The 18,856-nt window shown below is 43.9% G+C and carries 18 protein-coding genes; 11 read left to right on the top strand and 7 right to left on the bottom strand.

Translation table 11 applies throughout. From position 1 onward, the window contains the following. Nucleotides 1-46 precede the first annotated feature (46 nt). Nucleotides 47-646, top strand: a complete 600-nt coding sequence (locus ACVBDU_RS17080) for a TetR family transcriptional regulator (RefSeq protein ID WP_447180938.1) — start codon at nucleotides 47-49, stop codon at nucleotides 644-646. Between the two features lie 3 nt (nucleotides 647-649). On the opposite strand, the gene ACVBDU_RS17075 is transcribed toward ACVBDU_RS17080, so the two are convergent. Continuing rightward, on the bottom strand, nucleotides 650-895 hold the full coding sequence (locus ACVBDU_RS17075) for a CBU_0592 family membrane protein (protein WP_447180937.1): 246 nt from the start codon (nucleotides 893-895) through the stop codon (nucleotides 650-652). Nucleotides 896-1,181: 286 nt separating this feature from the next. Here ACVBDU_RS17075 and gyrB point away from each other — a divergent pair, with 286 nt between their 5' ends. From gyrB to secDF, 3 genes are all read left to right on the top strand, one after another. Continuing rightward, entirely contained in the window at nucleotides 1,182-3,119 is a 1,938-nt protein-coding gene (gyrB, locus tag ACVBDU_RS17070) for a DNA topoisomerase (ATP-hydrolyzing) subunit B (protein WP_447180936.1), read from the top strand. A gap of 180 nt (nucleotides 3,120-3,299) precedes the next feature. Beyond that, entirely contained in the window at nucleotides 3,300-4,220 is a 921-nt protein-coding gene (gene mdh, locus ACVBDU_RS17065; RefSeq protein WP_447180935.1) for a malate dehydrogenase, read from the top strand. 375 nt (nucleotides 4,221-4,595) lie between these two features. Next, complete coding sequence (gene secDF, locus ACVBDU_RS17060) at nucleotides 4,596-7,595, top strand: protein translocase subunit SecDF (RefSeq protein WP_447180934.1); 3,000 nt, start codon at nucleotides 4,596-4,598, stop codon at nucleotides 7,593-7,595. A 105-nt stretch (nucleotides 7,596-7,700) separates the two neighbouring features. Here secDF and ACVBDU_RS17055 read toward each other — a convergent pair whose 3' ends face one another. Then, on the bottom strand, nucleotides 7,701-8,516 hold the full coding sequence (locus ACVBDU_RS17055; RefSeq protein WP_447180933.1) for a 2,3,4,5-tetrahydropyridine-2,6-dicarboxylate N-succinyltransferase: 816 nt from the start codon (nucleotides 8,514-8,516) through the stop codon (nucleotides 7,701-7,703). Between the two features lie 154 nt (nucleotides 8,517-8,670). On the opposite strand from ACVBDU_RS17055, the gene ruvX reads away from it, so the two are divergent. The 7 genes from ruvX (at nucleotide 8,671) to ACVBDU_RS17020 (ending at nucleotide 13,690) form a co-directional block, all read left to right on the top strand. Continuing rightward, a complete protein-coding gene (gene ruvX / locus ACVBDU_RS17050; protein ID WP_447180932.1) occupies nucleotides 8,671-9,081 on the top strand; it encodes a Holliday junction resolvase RuvX in 411 nt (136 codons plus the stop codon). Between the two features lie 44 nt (nucleotides 9,082-9,125). Continuing rightward, nucleotides 9,126-9,716: a peptide deformylase gene (gene def / locus ACVBDU_RS17045; RefSeq protein WP_447180931.1), complete on the top strand. Its 591-nt coding sequence runs from the start codon at nucleotides 9,126-9,128 to the stop codon at nucleotides 9,714-9,716. A 42-nt stretch (nucleotides 9,717-9,758) separates the two neighbouring features. Further along, nucleotides 9,759-10,220, top strand: a complete 462-nt coding sequence (locus ACVBDU_RS17040) for a DUF5606 family protein (protein WP_447180930.1) — start codon at nucleotides 9,759-9,761, stop codon at nucleotides 10,218-10,220. A 137-nt stretch (nucleotides 10,221-10,357) separates the two neighbouring features. Then, nucleotides 10,358-11,137, top strand: coding sequence for a nucleoside triphosphate pyrophosphohydrolase (gene mazG, locus ACVBDU_RS17035; RefSeq protein WP_447180929.1), 780 nt, complete (start codon nucleotides 10,358-10,360; stop codon nucleotides 11,135-11,137). 271 nt (nucleotides 11,138-11,408) lie between these two features. After that, nucleotides 11,409-12,782, top strand: coding sequence for an MATE family efflux transporter (locus ACVBDU_RS17030; protein ID WP_447180928.1), 1,374 nt, complete (start codon nucleotides 11,409-11,411; stop codon nucleotides 12,780-12,782). A 68-nt stretch (nucleotides 12,783-12,850) separates the two neighbouring features. Next, on the top strand, nucleotides 12,851-13,075 hold the full coding sequence (locus ACVBDU_RS17025) for a DUF8828 family protein (protein ID WP_447180927.1): 225 nt from the start codon (nucleotides 12,851-12,853) through the stop codon (nucleotides 13,073-13,075). A 36-nt stretch (nucleotides 13,076-13,111) separates the two neighbouring features. After that, nucleotides 13,112-13,690: a phosphatase PAP2 family protein gene (locus ACVBDU_RS17020; protein ID WP_447180926.1), complete on the top strand. Its 579-nt coding sequence runs from the start codon at nucleotides 13,112-13,114 to the stop codon at nucleotides 13,688-13,690. A 29-nt stretch (nucleotides 13,691-13,719) separates the two neighbouring features. On the opposite strand, the gene ACVBDU_RS17015 is transcribed toward ACVBDU_RS17020, so the two are convergent. From ACVBDU_RS17015 to meaB, 5 genes are all read right to left on the bottom strand, one after another. Next, complete coding sequence (locus ACVBDU_RS17015) at nucleotides 13,720-14,403, bottom strand: hypothetical protein (protein WP_447180925.1); 684 nt, start codon at nucleotides 14,401-14,403, stop codon at nucleotides 13,720-13,722. A gap of 98 nt (nucleotides 14,404-14,501) precedes the next feature. After that, nucleotides 14,502-16,142, bottom strand: a complete 1,641-nt coding sequence (locus ACVBDU_RS17010; RefSeq protein WP_447180924.1) for an ArnT family glycosyltransferase — start codon at nucleotides 16,140-16,142, stop codon at nucleotides 14,502-14,504. Beyond that, nucleotides 16,135-16,758: a lipid-A-disaccharide synthase N-terminal domain-containing protein gene (locus ACVBDU_RS17005; RefSeq protein WP_447180923.1), complete on the bottom strand. Its 624-nt coding sequence runs from the start codon at nucleotides 16,756-16,758 to the stop codon at nucleotides 16,135-16,137. The genes ACVBDU_RS17010 and ACVBDU_RS17005 overlap by 8 nt, the downstream gene beginning before the upstream one ends. After that, nucleotides 16,759-17,472 (bottom strand): glycosyltransferase family 2 protein, encoded by a 714-nt coding sequence (locus tag ACVBDU_RS17000; protein WP_447180922.1) that lies wholly within the window; start codon nucleotides 17,470-17,472, stop codon nucleotides 16,759-16,761. Between the two features lie 144 nt (nucleotides 17,473-17,616). Continuing rightward, on the bottom strand, nucleotides 17,617-18,693 hold the full coding sequence (meaB, locus tag ACVBDU_RS16995; protein WP_447180921.1) for a methylmalonyl Co-A mutase-associated GTPase MeaB: 1,077 nt from the start codon (nucleotides 18,691-18,693) through the stop codon (nucleotides 17,617-17,619). Nucleotides 18,694-18,856 lie beyond the last annotated feature (163 nt).

Below are 18,856 nucleotides of genomic sequence, written 5' to 3'. Positions count from 1 at the left end.
GGCTTTCGTGTGGTGCAAAATGTTATTTTTGTTGAAAACTATTTACATGGGCAGAAAGAGTTTAACCGATGTGCGTCAGAAAGAAATTATAAAATCCTTTTACAAGGTGGCCAAAAAGATAGGCCTGGAGAATGCGTCCATTGCCAAAGTAGCCGACGAAATGGGAATAAGTAATGGCCTGGTCATGCACTATTTTAAAACAAGGGACGAACTGCTCATCGGGTTGAACGAGTATATTCTGGAGCGCCATCTCCATATTATAACCTCCAGGGAAAACGGGAGCATAGACAGTTGGGCGCGGTTACAGGGACTGGTAGAGAATCTGTTTTCAAGAAAATGGAATCGTTATTTTGACGACGGGGTGTTTTATAGTTGTTATGCACTCATTTACCGGAAAAAGGATTTTAACGAGAGTTTCCGGAAATACCTGGAAGAGTTACATGCGGTATTGTATGAAAAATTGCTGGAGGCCAGAAGCAATGGCGTTATTGATAATGAGAACCTGGAAGAACTCACGGAGATTATTTTTGCGCTGGTAGACGGGGCTTATTATTACCTGGGAATGTTTACAGCCAAAAGCGATGCTTATGAGAAGCAGGTGGAAGTATATGTGAAACACGCCATGTCCCTTTTCCGGAAAGTGTAATTTTTATACCGAAATACTCCGGTATATACGATACACGGCCCACAGTGCGATAGTGGTCCAGACAGCGTTGACTACGACATTGGGCAGGTCACTGAGATGAAGGCCATTTATTACCAGGCAAATGCCTCCTGCAGCATTCAGGTAATGGTACAGGGGCTTTTCTGCGGATATCAGTTTCGCGCTCAGTAAAAAATAGGCGATGATGAATATTATGGCGCCTGTCCATCCGATTATGGGATATATAAACATATGTGTTCTTTTGCGGAAAGATAAAAAAGTTACACCAGTCACGATGTGATTTCCGTATTAAAAATACTAAAACCGGACAAGAATCCGTTTCTTTGCGAGAGTAGGGAGTTGGCTTGCCTGTAAGTTGATAAAATGTGTATAACTTAAGGTTTCGCAAGGCAAGGGTTTACTTTGATTATCCCTGTATTTTACTATATTTGTCCGTTCGTCCCCATGTACGTGGAAAATACGGTTTTAAAGCATGTGCAAAGCGGGTTCGGAGGATGTTTAAAAACAGATTTGATTTATGAGCGAAGAAACTAAAAAGCAGTATTCCGCGGATAGTATTCAGGCCCTGGAGGGTATGGAACATGTGCGTATGCGTCCTTCCATGTATATCGGCGATGTGGGAATAAGAGGTCTGCATCACCTGGTTTACGAGGTGGTAGATAACTCCATCGATGAGGCGCTTGCCGGGCACTGCGATACTATTCATGTAACGATCAATGAAGATGATTCTGTTACCGTAGAAGATAACGGCCGGGGTATTCCGGTAGACATACACAAAAAAGAAGGTGTTTCCGCATTGGAGGTTGTAATGACCAAGATCGGTGCAGGAGGTAAATTTGATAAGGATTCCTATAAAGTTTCCGGAGGTTTGCACGGGGTAGGAGTTTCCGTAGTGAACGCCCTTTCCGATCAGCTGAAGGCAACCGTATATCGCGATGGGAAAATTTGGGAGCAGGAGTATGAAAAAGGGAAGACCGTGTACCCGGTTAAAGCGGTTGGCGAAACGGATAAAAACGGTACTATTATTACTTTTAAACCGGATGCTTCTATTTTTCAGCAGACGACGGAGTACAGTTACGATACCCTGGCTAGCAGGATGCGGGAACTGGCATTCCTGAACAAAGGAATAACCATTACACTTATCGACAGGAGGATAACGGACGAAAAGGGAGAGTTCGAAAGCGAAATCTTCCACTCCGAAGAAGGGTTGAAGGAATTTATTAAGTTCCTGGATGGTAACAGAGAGCCGATTATAGGCGAAGTTATTTCTATGGAAGGAGAGAAGAACGACATTCCTGTGGAAGTAGCTTTGGTATATAATACCTCGTTTAATGAAAACCTTCATTCTTATGTGAATAATATCAATACACATGAAGGAGGAACGCACCTTGCAGGGTTCCGAAGGGGACTGACTACTACCCTGAAAAAGTATGCCGATGCTTCCGGACTACTGGACAAACTGAAATTTGAGATTGCCGGAGATGATTTTCGCGAAGGACTGACGGCTATTGTTTCGGTAAAAGTTGCCGAACCTCAATTTGAAGGACAGACAAAAACCAAGCTCGGAAACAGGGAAGTTACCGCTGCGGTTTCACAGGCAGTGTCGGAAATGCTCGAAAATTATCTGGAAGAGCACCCGAACGATGCCAAGACCATAGTGCAAAAGGTTATTCTGGCCGCACAGGCACGTCATGCGGCAAGGAAAGCCAGGGAAATGGTGCAGCGAAAAACCCCTATGGGTGGAAGCGGACTTCCCGGGAAACTTTCCGACTGCTCCGAACAGGATCCGGAAAAATGTGAAGTATTCCTCGTGGAGGGAGACTCCGCAGGAGGTACGGCCAAGCAGGGAAGAGACAGGAATTTCCAGGCTATTCTGCCGTTACGGGGTAAGATCCTCAACGTGGAGAAGGCAATGCAGCACAAAGTATTCGAAAACGAAGAGATAAGAAATATATTCACGGCCCTGGGGGTTACCATAGGGACCGAAGAGGATAGTAAAGCGTTGAACCTCCAGAAACTCCGCTATCACAAAGTAGTGATCATGTGTGATGCGGATGTCGACGGAAGCCATATTGCCACACTGATCCTTACTTTCTTTTTCCGTTATATGAGGGAATTGATAGAGAACGGGCACGTGTATATAGCTACTCCTCCGTTATACCTGGTGAAGAAAGGAAGTAAGAAAAGCTACGCCTGGAACGACAGGGAAAGGGATGTTTTACTTGAAGAATACGGGACAGGTGCCAATATACAGCGATATAAGGGTCTTGGAGAAATGAATGCAGAGCAGCTATGGGATACGACAATGAACCCGGAATTCCGGACCCTGCGTCAGGTTACCATAGATAATGGTAGTGAAGCAGACCGTATCTTCTCCATGCTTATGGGGGACGAAGTGCCGCCGAGAAGGGAGTTTATAGAGAAAAATGCAGTCTACGCCAATATAGATGCGTAAATTTTGCATCCGAAATAAAAAGGCATCCGTTTTCCGGGTGCCTTTTTTTTTACGACAAAATACAAATGTGTGAAAAAAGTGGTTTTGATTTCAAGAAGCCTTCTCTTAATACCCTCATTTCGTGTGAAAATAACTAAATTTGTCAGACTGTAAAAAATCATTCAATAAATAAATTATCATATGAAAGTTACAATAGTTGGTGCCGGAGCGGTTGGTGCCAGTTGCGCGGAGTACATTGCTATCAAGAATTTCGCTTCCGAAGTGGTTCTGCTGGATATCAAAGAAGGAGTTGCCGAAGGAAAGGCGATGGATTTGATGCAGACAGCATCACTAAACGGATTTGATACCAAGATCGTAGGTTCTACGAGCGACTATTCCAAAACAGCCGATAGCCACATTGCGGTAATTACCAGTGGTATTCCGAGAAAACCCGGCATGACCAGGGAAGAATTAATCGGGATCAATGCAGGTATTGTTAAGGATGTGGTGTCCAATCTTATAAAACACTCTCCGGATGTTATCGTCATTGTGGTGAGTAACCCTATGGATACGATGACATATCTTGCACACAAAGCTACCGGGCTGCCGAAGCACCGTATTATAGGTATGGGAGGGGCTCTGGACAGTGCCCGTTTCAAATACAGGCTCAGCGAGGCCCTCGAATGCCCGGCTTCGGATGTGGACGGGATGGTTATAGGCGGGCATAGTGACACCGGAATGGTTCCGTTGACGCGACTGGCAGTCAGAAACAGTGTTCCCGTAACCAGGTTTTTAAGTGAAGAAAGATTGGCGCAGGTTGCGGAAGATACAAAAGTTGGCGGAGCAACGCTTACCAAACTTTTAGGTACCAGTGCGTGGTATGCGCCCGGAGCGGCTGTTTCCGCACTGGTACAGGCTATAGCTTGTGACCAGAAGAAAATGTTCCCTTGTTCGGCGTTGCTGGATGGAGAGTACGGTCTGAGCGATATCTGTATAGGAGTACCTGTTATCTTAGGCAGGAACGGAATCGAAAAAATCGTGGAAATAGAGCTTAGCGATGCCGAAAAGGCAAAATTACAGGAGAGTGCCGAAGGCGTTAAGAAGGTTAATGCCCTGCTTTAAGCTTAAAGGGTAAAATTTCAGAAGATAGTATCTAAAATAAAAAAGCTGCGTAGAAATCCGGTCGTAAGGGTGGGTTTTTATACGCAGCTTCTTTTTTTTGTTTTGTCCAAAACGCCCGGGAGGAAGCTTTGATTTGTGGTGGGATATGTGTAATTTGCTGGTTTCTATGTGTTAAAGGGTGATCGTGGAAGTGTATGCCGGCAATGTTGCAGGTGTAATAGAGTGGAGTTGCCGGGTGTTGCTTTCAGGCAAACCGGAAGGGGCGCTGGCCTCTGAAAAGCAAATAAATATAAACAGATGAAATAAATTGTTTAATCTTATTGTAAATTATATATTTGCTCGTTTCAAAAAAAGGATTAATTAATAAGAATAAGAATGCAAAACAAGGGACTTATCAAGCTTTTTGCTATTTTATTTGGAATTGTAAGTATTTACCAGTTGTCCTTCACTTTTATTACAAACAAGGTGGAAGGCAATGCGGAAACATTTGCAGTTGACAAAATTTCTGAGAATGCAGAAGACTACGTAGCAAAAAGAGAGGCGGAAGAAACCAGGTATTTAGATTCTATAGGTAATGAAACGGTTTTCGATATCGGAGTTACCAGTTTTACCTATAACCAGGCGAAGGATAAAGAGTTGAACAAGGGGCTGGACCTCAAGGGAGGAATAAATGTTATCCTGGAAATATCCGTTAAAGATATTTTAAAAGGACTGGCAAATAACTCTAAAAATGCAGTGTTTAATAATGCTCTGGCCAATGCGGATAAAGCGGCAAAGAGTAGTGATAAGCCATATGTAGATCTTTTCTTTCAGGAATTTGATGCTATAAAAGGAGATGCCAAACTGGCCTCTCCGGACATCTTTGCCAACAAAATACTCAGCGAAGATATAAACTTCCAGATGTCCGATGACGAGGTAAAGCCCGTTATCCGGCGAAAAGTAGATGAGTCCATCGTATCTGCCTTTGAGGTGCTTCGTAAACGTATAGACCGTTTCGGGGTTACGCAGCCTAATATTCAGCGCCTGGGTACTACGGGAAGGATTCTCGTAGAGCTTCCGGGAGCCAAGGATATAAGCCGTGTTAAGAACCTGCTTCAGAGTACGGCTCAACTGGAATTCTGGGAGACATTTAAGAACGAGGAAGTAATTCAGTACCTGGTGCAGGTTAACCAAAGGCTGAAAGACCTGGTAGATACCAAAGAGAAAGAAGAGCAGCCCAAGGGAGAAGATGCTTCGGAAATAGATTCCCTGCTGGCGGATGCCGAGCAGGATTCTCTGGATGTTGTTAGCCAGGTAAACCCCTTATTTGATCTTGCGGTTGCACCGGGAAGTCAGGGAGGTCCCGTATTGATGAGTTTTGCTGTCAGAGATACGGCTAAGGTGAATTCTTACCTGAAAATGCGGGAAATAAAGCAGTTGTTACCTGCCGAATTGCAGAATGTACGTTTTGCATGGAGTAAACCCGGAGCAAACCAGGAAGTTATAGATCTGTATGCTTTAAAATCTAACAGGGAAAACCAACCCCCTTTAAGTGGTGGAGTGGTAGTAGACGCACAGCAGACTTACGACCAGAGAGGAAATCCTGCCGTTTCTATGCAAATGGATGGTAAAGGGGCAAAAGTATGGGAAGAACTTACCGGTAAAGCTTACCGTCAGGGAAGTTTTATAGCTATTGTCCTTGATGAGATCGTATATTCGGCTCCCGGAGTTACCAGCGGACCAATTTCCGGTGGGAGTTCTGAGATTACAGGTCAGTTTTCGCTCAATGAAGCCATTGACCTTGCCAATGTACTCCGCGCAGGTAAATTGCCAGCCTCTGCAGATATTATTTCAAGTGAAGTAGTAGGGCCTTCTTTAGGCCAGGAAGCTATAGATAGCGGAATTATGTCCTTTGGTATCGCTATGGTGCTGGTGTTGATCTGGATGTTGTTCTACTATGGCCGTGCAGGCTGGTTTGCCGATGTGGCTCTTACATTTAACATCGTATTGATATTCGGTGTACTGGCCGGTCTGGGAGCGGTATTGACCCTTCCGGGTATAGCAGGTATCGTACTTACCATAGGTATGTCTGTAGATGCCAACGTGCTTATCTTTGAAAGGGCCAAGGAAGAACTGGCTAAGGGTAAAGGACAAAAACAAGCTGTGGCCGACGGTTTCGGAAATGCATTGTCTTCTATTCTCGATGCCAATATTACCACGGGGCTTACAGCTATTATATTGTTCATTTTCGGTACGGGGCCGATCCGCGGTTTCGCTACCACATTGATGATAGGTATTGCAACATCCCTGTTTACAGCGATCTTTATAACAAGACTTTTGGTTGACTGGTATATCGGAAGAAAGAAATCACTGCGGTTTTCTACCCCTATCACTAAAAACCTGTTCCAGAACATTAATGTGGATTTCCTCGGAAAAAGAAAAATATCTTATATTATCTCCGGAATCCTGCTTATTGTAGCCTTAGGCTCTCTCGTTACACAGGGGCTTAACCAGGGTGTGGATTTTGTAGGAGGCCGCTCGTACCAGATCCGGTTTGAGCATCCGGTGAATCCTACGGAACTCGCTTCGGAACTTACCGGAGCTTTGGGAAGTGTGGAAGTAAAAACTTTCGGGGCAGCTAACCAGGTTAAGGTAACCACAAAATATAAAGTTGACGAAGACGGTACCGGGGTGGACGAAGAAATCCAGGAGATTCTCTATACATCCTTGCAAAAATTCCTTCCCGATGGTTTGTCGGAAGCAGAATTTGCCGGAAGTGGAGAATCTACTCAATACGGTATTGTACAGTCTCTTAAAGTAGGGCCTACTATTGCCGACGACATAAAGCGGAATGCGGTATGGGCTATTATAGGATCGCTTATCGTAGTGTTCCTGTATATCCTGCTGCGTTTCCAAAAATGGCAGTTTTCGATAGGTGCTATAGTAGCTGTTTTCCACGATGTGTTTATCGTTCTTGGAATATTTTCCCTTACCTACAAGTTTATGCCGTTTAACCTGGAAATAGATCAGGCTTTCATAGCGGCAATACTCACGGTTATCGGTTACTCTATTAACGATACGGTGGTCGTGTTTGACCGTATCCGGGAGATCACTGCTGAACGTGGCTGGAAAGCAGGAGAAAATATTAACCTCGCCGTGAACAGCACGTTGAGCCGTACCTTGAATACCTCACTGACCACATTGGTGGTGCTCCTCGCAATATTTATATTTGGCGGAGAGTCTATCCGAGGGTTTATGTTTGCCCTCATCGTAGGTGTAATTGTGGGGACATACTCCTCTGTGTTCATCGCAACACCGGTGATGTTTGATACTTTGAAAAATAAAGGGACAAACGTCTTGAAAAAGAAAGAGGAAGAAGTGGACACAGAAGCGTAAGGGAAGGCCCGGAACGCTCCGATATAAAAAACCCCGCCTGTGGTCTCCGCAGGCGGGGTTTTATTTTTATGAAATTTCCGAAGGAATGCCCCGGCGTTTATCTGTTTAAACGGCAACGTTGTATTCGCGAAGGGCGTCGTTGAGCGAAGTTTTCAGATCGGTAGAAGCTTTGCGTTTACCGATAATAAGGGCACAGGGAACCTGGTATTCCCCTGCAGCAAATTTCTTGGTATAACTTCCCGGAATTACCACCGATCTTGCAGGAACAAGTCCTTTGCTTTCCACAGGTTCACTTCCCGTTACATCAATAATCTTGGTCGAGGCCGTAAGAACAACGTTAGCGCCCAGTACGGCTTCCTTTTCTACCCGTACGCCTTCTACGACTATACATCTGGAACCTATAAAGGCATTGTCTTCGATGATAACCGGAGCGGCCTGTAAAGGTTCAAGTACGCCACCTATACCTACGCCGCCGCTGAGGTGTACGTTTTTGCCTATTTGCGCACAACTACCCACAGTAGCCCAAGTGTCCACCATAGTACCTGCGTCTACATAAGCCCCGATATTTACATAACTGGGCATCATGATCACACCGCTGGAAACATAAGCCCCGTGGCGGGCAATGGCATGGGGCACTACACGGATTCCCTTGGCAGCGTAGCCCTTTTTCAGTGGTATTTTATCGTGGAATTCCAAAGGACCTGCTTCGATAGTTTCCATTTTCTGAATAGGAAAATAGAGAACAACAGCCTTTTTTACCCATTCGTTTACCTGCCAGCCGTTGTCCGTAGGTTGAGCAACCCGTAACTCTCCTTCATCCAGGAGACGGATCACTTCGCGTATGGTGTTCTGTGTGTGTTCTTCTTTTAGTAAATCCCTGTTGTTCCAGGCGCTTTCTATGATCTCTCGTATCTTTTCCATATGTCCGTTATTTATGTAGTGATTTTAATAAAAACAGGAGTACGGATGGTTTCGTAAACCTGTATCCGCAGGCAAATATAAAGGCTTAAAATTTAATATACCGGGCTATTTTATAGTTATAACAATTTAAATCTTAAATTTGCCAAAAAGTCGGATGGGGAGAATATTGGCCATAGATTACGGAACAAAGCGTACCGGGATAGCGGTTACGGACGAGTTGCAGATTATTGCGTCCGGACTCACAACAGTAGCTACTACCGAACTTATGGATTTTCTGAAGACGTACATTGCGGCGGAAAATGTAGAGCGCATTATTGTAGGGGAACCCAAAAGGCTTAGCAATGAAGCTTCGGAAAGTGAGAAACACATACAGGTATTTCTGAAAACTCTGGAAAAAGAGTTTCCGGTTTTACCGGTGGAAAGGATAGATGAAAGGTTTACCTCTAAAATGGCTTTCCGGACGATGATTGACAGCGGACTGAAAAAAAAGCAACGGCAAAATAAAGGCCTCATTGACGAAATAAGTGCGACGATTATTTTACAATCGTACCTGTATAACGGGTAAAACCGGTATACAATCATTGATTTTACAATATAATTGACAATAATATGATATTACCTATCGTTGCCTATGGCGACCCTGTGTTGAGAAAAGAGACTAAGGATATAGATGAGAAATACCCGGAACTGGGAGAGTTGATAGAAAGTATGTTCGAAACCATGTATAATGCATATGGTGTAGGACTGGCCGCTCCCCAGGTCGGATTGCCCGTTCGGCTTTTTGTTATTGATGCGAGTCCTTTTGCCGAGGATGAAGAACTGAAGGATGAAGAACGGGAACTGCTGAAGGATTTTAAAAAAGTGTTTATCAATGCCAGGATACTGGAAGAAACAGGAGAAGAATGGGCGTTTAATGAGGGTTGCCTGAGTATTCCAAATATCCGGGAGGATGTTGCCAGGGAAGAAAAGATCAAAATCGAATATTTCGATGAGAACTTCGTGAAGCACGTAGATGAATACGATGGGCTTGTGGCAAGGGTTATTCAACATGAGTATGACCATATTGAAGGTGTATTGTTTACCGATAAACTTTCAGCCCTGAAGAAGCGTCTTCTCAAAGGAAAACTGGCGAATATTTCCAAGGGAAAAGTGAAGGTGGATTATAAAATGCGCTTTCCGGATGCAAAAAAAGGACGTTAATTTTCAGGAAAAACAGAGCAATTAAATTTTAACTTTTTCTATATGAGTTTAGACAAGATACTGGCTATTTCCGGCAAACCCGGATTGTATGAATTGAAAACACAGACCAGAAGCGGTTTCGTGGCGGAATCTCTTATTGATGGTAAACGTATAACGGTGGGATTACGGAATAACGTAAGTCTGCTTTCTGAAATTGCCATCTATACCCTTAAAGAAGAAGTGCCCCTCCGGGAAGTGTTTGTTAAAATAAAGGAAAAGGAAGACGGAGGGAAAACCTCCGTAAGCCACAAGGAAGATAAAGTAAAATTAGAAGAATATTTCTTTGAAGTACTTCCCGATTATGACGAAGACAAAGTGTATCCGGGAGATATCAAGAAAATAATCCAGTGGTATAATCTGTTGCACTCCAAAGGGATTACCGATTTTGAAGCGGAAGCTTCCGAAGAGGCTGATAAAGGAGATGAAGATGTACAGAAAGAAGAAAAAAAAGCCACTGACCAATAGTTGCTTTTGAAAAACTATATCGTGAAAACTCCCGCAAGGGAGTTTTCTGTTTTTTGATAGTAATATTTTTAATATTCGCTTTATATCCCTAATATCGCAGTTACAAACATACTTCTTAAAACATAAACACAAAACAAATGAATTCCAGGGAACAGAATCTTAAAGCGTTGGACAGGCTCCTCACCATAATGGATGAACTCCGGGAGCAATGTCCTTGGGACAAAAAACAGACCATGCAGAGTTTGCGCCACCTTACTATCGAGGAAGTATATGAGCTGGGTGACGCCATTCTGGACAACGACACGGAAGAAGTAAAAAAAGAACTGGGAGACGTACTGCTGCATATTGTGTTTTATTCCAGAATAGGAAGCGAAACAAACCACTTCGATATCGGGGATGTTGCCAACGCTATTTGCGAAAAGCTCATAGCCAGGCATCCGCATATCTATGGCGATGTAGAAGTGAATGATGAAGAGGATGTCAAAAGAAACTGGGAAAACCTGAAACTCAAAGAAGGTAAGAAAAGTGTTTTGGAAGGAGTGCCGCAAAGTCTTCCCGCCCTGGTCAAAGCCAACAGAATACAGGACAAGGTAGCGGGAGTAGGTTTTGACTGGGAAGAGCCCTCCCAGGTATGGGAAAAACTACAGGAAGAGCTTGGGGAATTTCAGGAAGAAGTAAAGAAAAGGGATACGGAAAAAATGGAAGCGGAATTCGGGGATGTGCTTTTCAGTATGATCAATTACGCACGTTTTCTCAAAATAGATCCTGAAAACGCCCTGGAAAGAACCAATAAGAAATTTATAAAACGCTTTCAATACCTGGAAGAAAAAGCAGCCACTTCGCAAAAAAGCCTGAAAGATATGTCGCTGGACGAAATGGACGTGCACTGGAATAAATCCAAAGAGTTTTTTAAATAAATCCGGCCTTATATAGAACTCGTTTAAACTTTTTTTGAGGGCTTTGTGCAAAACTTTGTCCTCTTTGTGGTTGATTATCTCCTGAAATCTTTTTTTACAACAAGGGGATCAATGCATCGCCTAAAGGGAACCTGATTTTCCGACAATTTACAGAAAAACAAATTTTGTCATCTACTAAACGCATTAGTACCTTTTTAAGAATATTAATTACCGCTGTTACGAGGTTTTACCGGGGGCAAATTTCTATCTTTGCCCATTCAATGAATAGCAGATGTTAGCACAATATACCAGGGAATTTTCCTATAATCTGAAGTTGTCATTCCCCGTTATGCTGGGAATGCTCGGGCATACTTTTGTAGCTTTTGCCGATAATGTTATGGTAGGACAGTTGGGCACCGCCGAACTCGCCGCGGTGTCTTTGGGGAACAGTTTTGTATTTGTAGCCATGTCCCTCGGAATAGGTTTTTCTACAGCTATTACTCCTCTTGTGGCAGAAGCCGACGGGGAAGGGAATATAGCCCGTGGTAAGGCGTCTCTTAAACACGGACTCATATTGTGTACGAGCCTGGGGCTGGCACTGTTTACCATTCTCCTTTTCGCGAAACCCCTGATGTATATTATGGATCAACCGGCAGAAGTGGTGGAATATGCCATGCCGTACCTGGACCTGGTTGCGTTTTCTCTGGTTCCCCTTATTATGTTTCAGGGACTGAAGCAGTTTTCCGACGGGCTTTCCGAGACCAAATACCCGATGTATGCCACGGTATTGGCCAATGTCCTGAATATTACCCTGAACTATCTACTGATCTTCGGTAATTTCGGATTTCCGAAAATGGGGATCATCGGAGCTGCTATCGGTACTTTAGTGTCACGGATAATTATGGTAATTTTCTTGTGGTACCTGTTCCGGCAAAACAAAAAGTTCCATGCCTATATCACCGGTTTTAAATTCGGGGAATACAGTAAAGCGATGTTTTTAAAGATCATCAACCTCGGTTTTCCCTCGGCATTGCAAATGCTTTTTGAAGTGGGCATATTTACTTCGGCAATCTGGCTTAGCGGAGTACTGGGAAAAAACCCCCAGGCTGCTAATCAGATAGCGTTGAACCTTTCCAGCATGACCTTTATGGTAGCTACCGGACTGAGTGTCGCCGCTATGATACGGGTGGGAAACCAGAAAGGGCTTCGGAATTTTCACGAATTGCGCAGAATTGCCTTTTCCGTATTTCTGCTGACCATTATTCTCGATGTTATATTTGCTCTCTGTTTCTGGATATTTCGGGACTGGCTGCCAACGATGTACCTGGATCAGCACGATATAGCTAACCAGGCGGATACCTTTGAAGTAATGACTACAGCTTCCAAATTGTTAATGGTAGCTGCCGTTTTCCAGATATCCGATGGTGTCCAGGTAGCTGTACTGGGAGCACTTCGGGGATTACAGGATGTAAAAATCCCTACTTTTATTACCTTTGTGGCCTATTGGATAATAGGTTTTCCCATTTCTTACTACCTGGGTCTGCATACGGAATGGCGCAGCACCGGAATATGGGTGGGATTGCTCGCCGGACTTTCCGTTTCGGCAGTATTGCTTTATGCCAGGTTTAATTACCTTACGAAGCAACTCATACGGAATAATGCCTGACAAAAAAAGACCTGCTTCAAAAGACAGGAGATATAAAAAGATCAAGATAACTCAGACTGTAATATATCATGGAACTTCCGAAATTCTTACTGGGGGATAACACCGATTATCCCGATGCGATTTTTATCATCCATACCGATTACCCCCGTTTTATCATTAACCTGGAGAACGATGAAGTAGAGTGGCTGGAAGATTTTGACCAGTCCGACGAAAAGGAACTGGAAACCGAGGCTGGGAACCTTATTCAGCAGGCAAACGAGTTCTATGACCGGGAGGTCAGCCGGTACGAATAATCGTTCCGGTTATTGGTTAAAATAACCCCATTACAAATGCTGGACAAGATCATCGAATACGACCGGGAACTTTTTCTTTTTCTGAATAATCTGGGTACCACAGGCTGGGATGGTTTCTGGTTGTTTATTACAGACAAATACGCATCGATCCCGCTATACCTGGTATTGCTGTTTATGTGTGTACGGAAATTCGGTTGGAAGCCTACCGTATTGGTTCTGATAGCCACAGCCCTGATGATAGCTTTTACCGATCAGCTTGCCAATATATTCAAATACGGATTTGAGCGTTTACGCCCTTGTCACAATCCTTTACTGGCAGATAAAATGCGTGTTGTAAAGTGCGGTGGCAAATTCGGATATTTTTCGGCACATGCCGCCAGTACTTTTGCCGTGGCTACTTTGTTTTCCCTGCTGCTTCAAAAACATTACCGTTCATTAACGGCAATATTGCTGGTTTGGGCATTGGTGGTGTCCTACAGCAGGATATACCTGGGAGTTCATTTTCCCCTGGATATAGCTACGGGTATCGTTTTCGGTTTGCTGGCAGGTTGTTTGTTCTTCCTCTTACTTCGCTTCGCATCGCGAAAGGTTTTAAAGGAGGATTACTTCGGCTAACTCCCGGCTGTTACTGCTTCCGGAACCGGTTATTCGTTTTCTTTACGATCAGCCTGAAAAATATGACGGTTAAAAGGATTGAGAAAGATCAGGAAGAATATGATCCCGAAAGCCAGTTCGTAAACCTCCCATTTTCGATCCGCCGGAATAAGGCTTACGAATATGGTACAGACAATAAAAGCTATCGTGTGCCGCCATTCCACTATCGGTACCGCAAAGGTGTCTGCCAGGTTTTTTATCCATTGTACTTTTCTGTACAGTACGGGAACAATTACCAGGTACAAGACCATGATGATCATTAATATCTGGCTGAATATCAGCTTGTTTACTTTGGTGTCGCCTACGACCAGGTTGTGGAGGTTAGTCTCACCCTGGGCATTGTTTTCCAGGAAGAATTCCCCGGATTCCACGCCGAAGATTCTTTGTCCCCAGGATATTTCTTCACCGGCAGCAAAAAAGAAAAGAATAACGAAGATTATAGTGCCTGTCCTCCAAAGCGGCTTTTTGAATTTCCACAGTTTGAAAAGGTGATACACACAGAGTATGCTTATGGCAAGGAGCATGAGAGCGGTTTCGTTTTCTACAAGTCCGTCTTCCTGTGCATAGTGCTCGTTAAAAAGGGCAGCATCGGTAAAACCGAAATAAAGGCTGTTCACAAAGGTGATGATGAGGAACATGTATCCGAAAACTTCTATTCTGCTTAAATTTTTCATTGGATTTAGCTTTTTACTTCCGGGATGCCGGATGGAGGTCCGGGTATTCCGAAAACTTTGGTGAGTTGCCCGGAAGGGCAGGGTCACGTTTGTTTTTGTTACTTTTTGGTTGCGATATAATATTGGCTTACCAGCCTTTGTTTATAGTCTTTTTCTTTTTTCCCCGCAGTGTAGTTGATGTCGTAGACATCTTCCAGGCGGAGATCGAAATCGGGTGTAAAGATACGTTTAAATTCTGTTTCATTCGCAGGAGGAACTAAAACGCCGAAGCTGGTTTCCGAAGGGATCTTTATCGGGGAATGCACATCTATCCTGGGAGCTACGGTTCCGTATTCCCATATGGTTTCGGGGGCTACTTCACCGAAGGAGTAGACGGGAAGTCCTTCTTTTTGTGCTTTTTCCGCCAGGTGATTTATATTGTTGAAGGCTGTATTGTCATTGCTGAAAGTATTTTCCAACGGTAACCCGAAAAGAATAATCCCCAGTATAAACGCAACAGTGAGTAAAAATACGTTTCGGATATTTTTTTGGAACAGGTTCCGGAACATAAGGATGCCCGTACCGCACAAGAACACCGAGGCCAGCAAAAAGGATATTCGGAGTCCCTGTAATTCTTTGCCGAAAAAAATATACCCGGCTACAGGGAAAACGACTCCTATCAGGGCTATTAATCCGAAGTTGAAGTATACCGGAATAGTTTCTTTCTTATTTTTTATAATTGCAAATTCGCGAACCAGGTATTCTATATAGAATGCCGTGTTCATGGCCAATGGCAATAGTACCGGCAGCAGGTAACGCGATTTTTTCTCGGGAATGATGGAAAGCAATATTACGGAACCCATAGTCCATAAAAAAGAAAATAAATACGCTTTCTTATCACTCACCCTTTTTTTAAGGTAGGGGTACAGTAGCCCGGCAAATGCGGGGATGGTCCATACGCCGCTCTGGGTAAAGAAACTCCAGTAATAATAGAAAGGTCTTATGTTATAACTGCTCCAGTTTGCCGCCTCTTCCGAAGCTATGGCGACAAAAGCTTCCGGGTCGGCCAGTCGTACGTATACAAACCACCAAAGCCCCGAAAGTGCCATAATTACAATAAAGAACAGGAAAGGCAATATCTTTTTTCGGAAACCGGTGAACTTGAAAACCACACCGTAAGCTATGATAAAAGGCAGAAATAGCGTATACAGGGAAACCGGGCCTTTACTCAGAAAAGAAACGCCGGCAAAGATACCTGCAAGTAATGCGTTTCTCCACAAATGTTCTCCCCGGAACAAGAGGTAAAGGAAATATAGGGAAGTCATCATAAAAGCGTGGGTAAATATATCCCATTGCCCGTTACGACCGGAAAAGATCACGTAAAACGATGTTGCCAGGATAAGCCCGGTATAGAGACTAAGCTGATTGTTTCGATGTATTTTCAGGCTGAACCTGTACATCATATATACCGTAAGTGTTGCTGCAAGTGCCGCGGGAAGCCGGAGTGCAAAAAGACTTTTCATACCGAAAGCAGCAGCCGAAAATGCAGTCAACCAGGTAGGCAAAGGCGGTTTTTCGTAGCGTGGCAGCCCGTTGAGAGTGGTCAGTAACCAGTTGTTGTCCGAAAGCATTTCCCTGGCAGTGATAAAATTCCGTGCTTCCATAATATTTACGTAAAGCTCGTCCAGGTTATAGAAAAAGATAATGAGGCATACCAGCAAAAGTGTTATTGCCGGGTATCTTTCCAGTGTCTTAACCATGTTGTTTTTTTAATATCATCAGGTTTCTTATATAAATAACGCTGCCGAACAGATGGCCTGTCATCAGTACCGGGTCTTTTCTCAAAACCGCGTAGGCCAGAATGAGTACTGCCCCGGTAAGGCTGAGAATCCAGAACCCTGCAGGCAGAACAGATTCTTTTTTTCTTTCCGAATATATCCATTGATAAATAAAGCGAAAAGTAAAGATGATCTGCGCTGCACTTCCCATCATTAACAACCACAAAGGGATATTTTCATTCTGAAACAGGTTTTGGATATCCAGTTTGTTATTGTTGTAATAATAAAGCACTATTATAAACGGAAAGAGCCATAAAAAAGTACGGAAAACCTTTGGAAATTTAGCCCAGTCTCCCTGCATCTGCATATTCCGGATGTATATAAAATACGTAAGTGCCTGTCCCAGCATAATAGCAAAATCATGGCGGAGATAACCGTAGATGAACAGAAGGAACGACGCCAGCAGGCTGAGTTGCCAGAACAGGCGCGGGGTAAGCACGGTTTTATTTTTTTCGGAAAGGATCCATTGCAGCAGTAACCTGCTGGAAAACAATATTTGTGCAAGAAATCCGATGGCGTAGACGATCCAGTTTTGCATTTATCCTTTCCTGGCTATAGTGTAGTTGATATACTTCCTCTTCATCCAAAGGTATGCAAAACAGTCCATCAGGGGGCCGAGAAGCCTGTTCCACAATCCGAACTTGGCCTCTCCGGCTGTTCTCGGAAAATGGCGTACGGGAATCTGGATGATCTTTCCGTTTTGCAATAGTATCATGGCCGGAAGAAAACGGTGAAGTCCTTTAAACATAGGGATTCGCTTAGCATATTCCGTTTTAATGACCTTCAGCGGGCATCCGGTATCGTCCATGCCGTCATGGGTAAAAGTCCTTCTTATTTTATTGGCAATCAGTGAAGACATGTTTTTTACAAAAGAATCTTTACGATTGGCCCTTACACCTGTCACCAGGTCGTACTCCCCGATGTGTTCCAGGAGCAGGTCAAAATCTTCCGGAGATGTTTGCAGGTCAGAGTCCATATAGCCCAGAAGCGGAGTGTCTGTATAATCGAAACCCGCTTTAATGGCAGCGCTTAATCCCCTGTTTTCTGCGAATTGCAGAAAGTGAAAAGCTTCATTTCTTTGACAGATTACTTCAATAAGTTCCTGGCTACGGTCCCCGGAACCGTCGTTTATCAGAAGTACTTTTGTTATTGTTTTTGTACTGGAAAGATACCCGCTGAGCTCTTTTTCTAAACGTTCGAGATTGTCTTCTTCGTTATATATAGGAACAATAATGGTAAATTGGTAGTTCATTCTCCGTTTAATAATCGCAGAAACCCGGTCCGGGTTTATTCTGGTCGCTTCTAACACGCAAAGATGTAAAAAAAATATGTGATTTCCTCCGGAAATATCAGGATAGGGTGTGGAAACAGAGTTAATTTTCTGTGAAATAGCTTTTTACCTGTTCCATAAGTCCAGCAGTTTTCGGGCGGCAGCAAATGGGGTGGTCTCGTTTTTTTCCAATGCCAGGAGTTCTTTGTCCAATTGTTTTTTTATGTTTTCGTCCTGGTAAAAGAGCATTTTAAGCCTGTCCTCAATGGTTTGTACCAGCCAGTATTTGTTCTGTTCCATCCGTTTGTGCCGGAAGTAACCGCTTTCCCGGGTATCGGATATATAGTTTTCTATGAGCTCCCGTATTTCGGTAATCCCCAGGTTTTCGAGGGCGGAGGCGGTGAGAACTTTCGGGGTCCAGCCGTTTTCTTTTGGTGGGTAGAGGTGAAGGGCTCTTGCAAATTCGGCTTTGGCTTTATCTGCGGCTTTTTTATTGTCTCCGTCGGCTTTATTGATCACAATGGCATCTGCCATTTCCATAATCCCCCGTTTAATACCCTGTAACTCATCGCCTGCACCAGCCAGTTTCAGCAACAGGAAAAAATCCACCATACTATGCACGGCAGTTTCTCCCTGGCCTACTCCCACGGTTTCCACGATAATGGTATCAAAACCACAGGCTTCACACAGCAGTATGGTTTCCCGGGTTTTTCTCGCCACTCCCCCGGGAGAATTACCGGAAGGAGAGGGGCGTATAAAAGCATTTACATCCTTCACCAGTTCTTCCATACGTGTTTTATCGCCCAGAATACTGCCCCGGCTTATGGTACTGCTGGGATCCACAGCCAGTACGGCAACCTTTTTCCCGATAGATGTGAGGTGTTTTCCGAAAGTTTCTATAAATGTACTTTTCCCGGCTCCGGGAACCCCGGTAATACCTATCCGGACGGAACGGTTGGCATGAGGAAGGCATTGTTCGATAACGGACTGTGCGTTTTCGGCATGTTCCGGATTTGTGCTTTCTACCAAGGTAATGGCCTGGCTGAGAGCAACCACATCTCCGGAAATGATGTTTTCGGCCAGTTTTTCTGGAGATGTCTGTACTTTTTTAAATCTTTGAAGATTGGGCGCAACCGATTTTCCGGGGAGATTGTCCCCGGAGGTATCTTGTTTTCCGGTTGTTGTTTTTTGTTTTTCGCTCAAAAGTCGAGGAGTTTCTATTCCGTAAAAATACAATTTCTTTTAGTGCATTCCCGGTGTATGTTCAGGGCAAACGCATCATAATTGCGTAATTCTATGTTTAAGGTTTGTTGCCGGTTACCGGTTTGCCAGTTTTCCGGTGGTTGATTATTTCGGAGTTGGTTAG

Source organism: Sinomicrobium endophyticum, from assembly GCF_052983315.1.
This window is presented reverse-complemented; position numbering and strand designations above follow the sequence as displayed.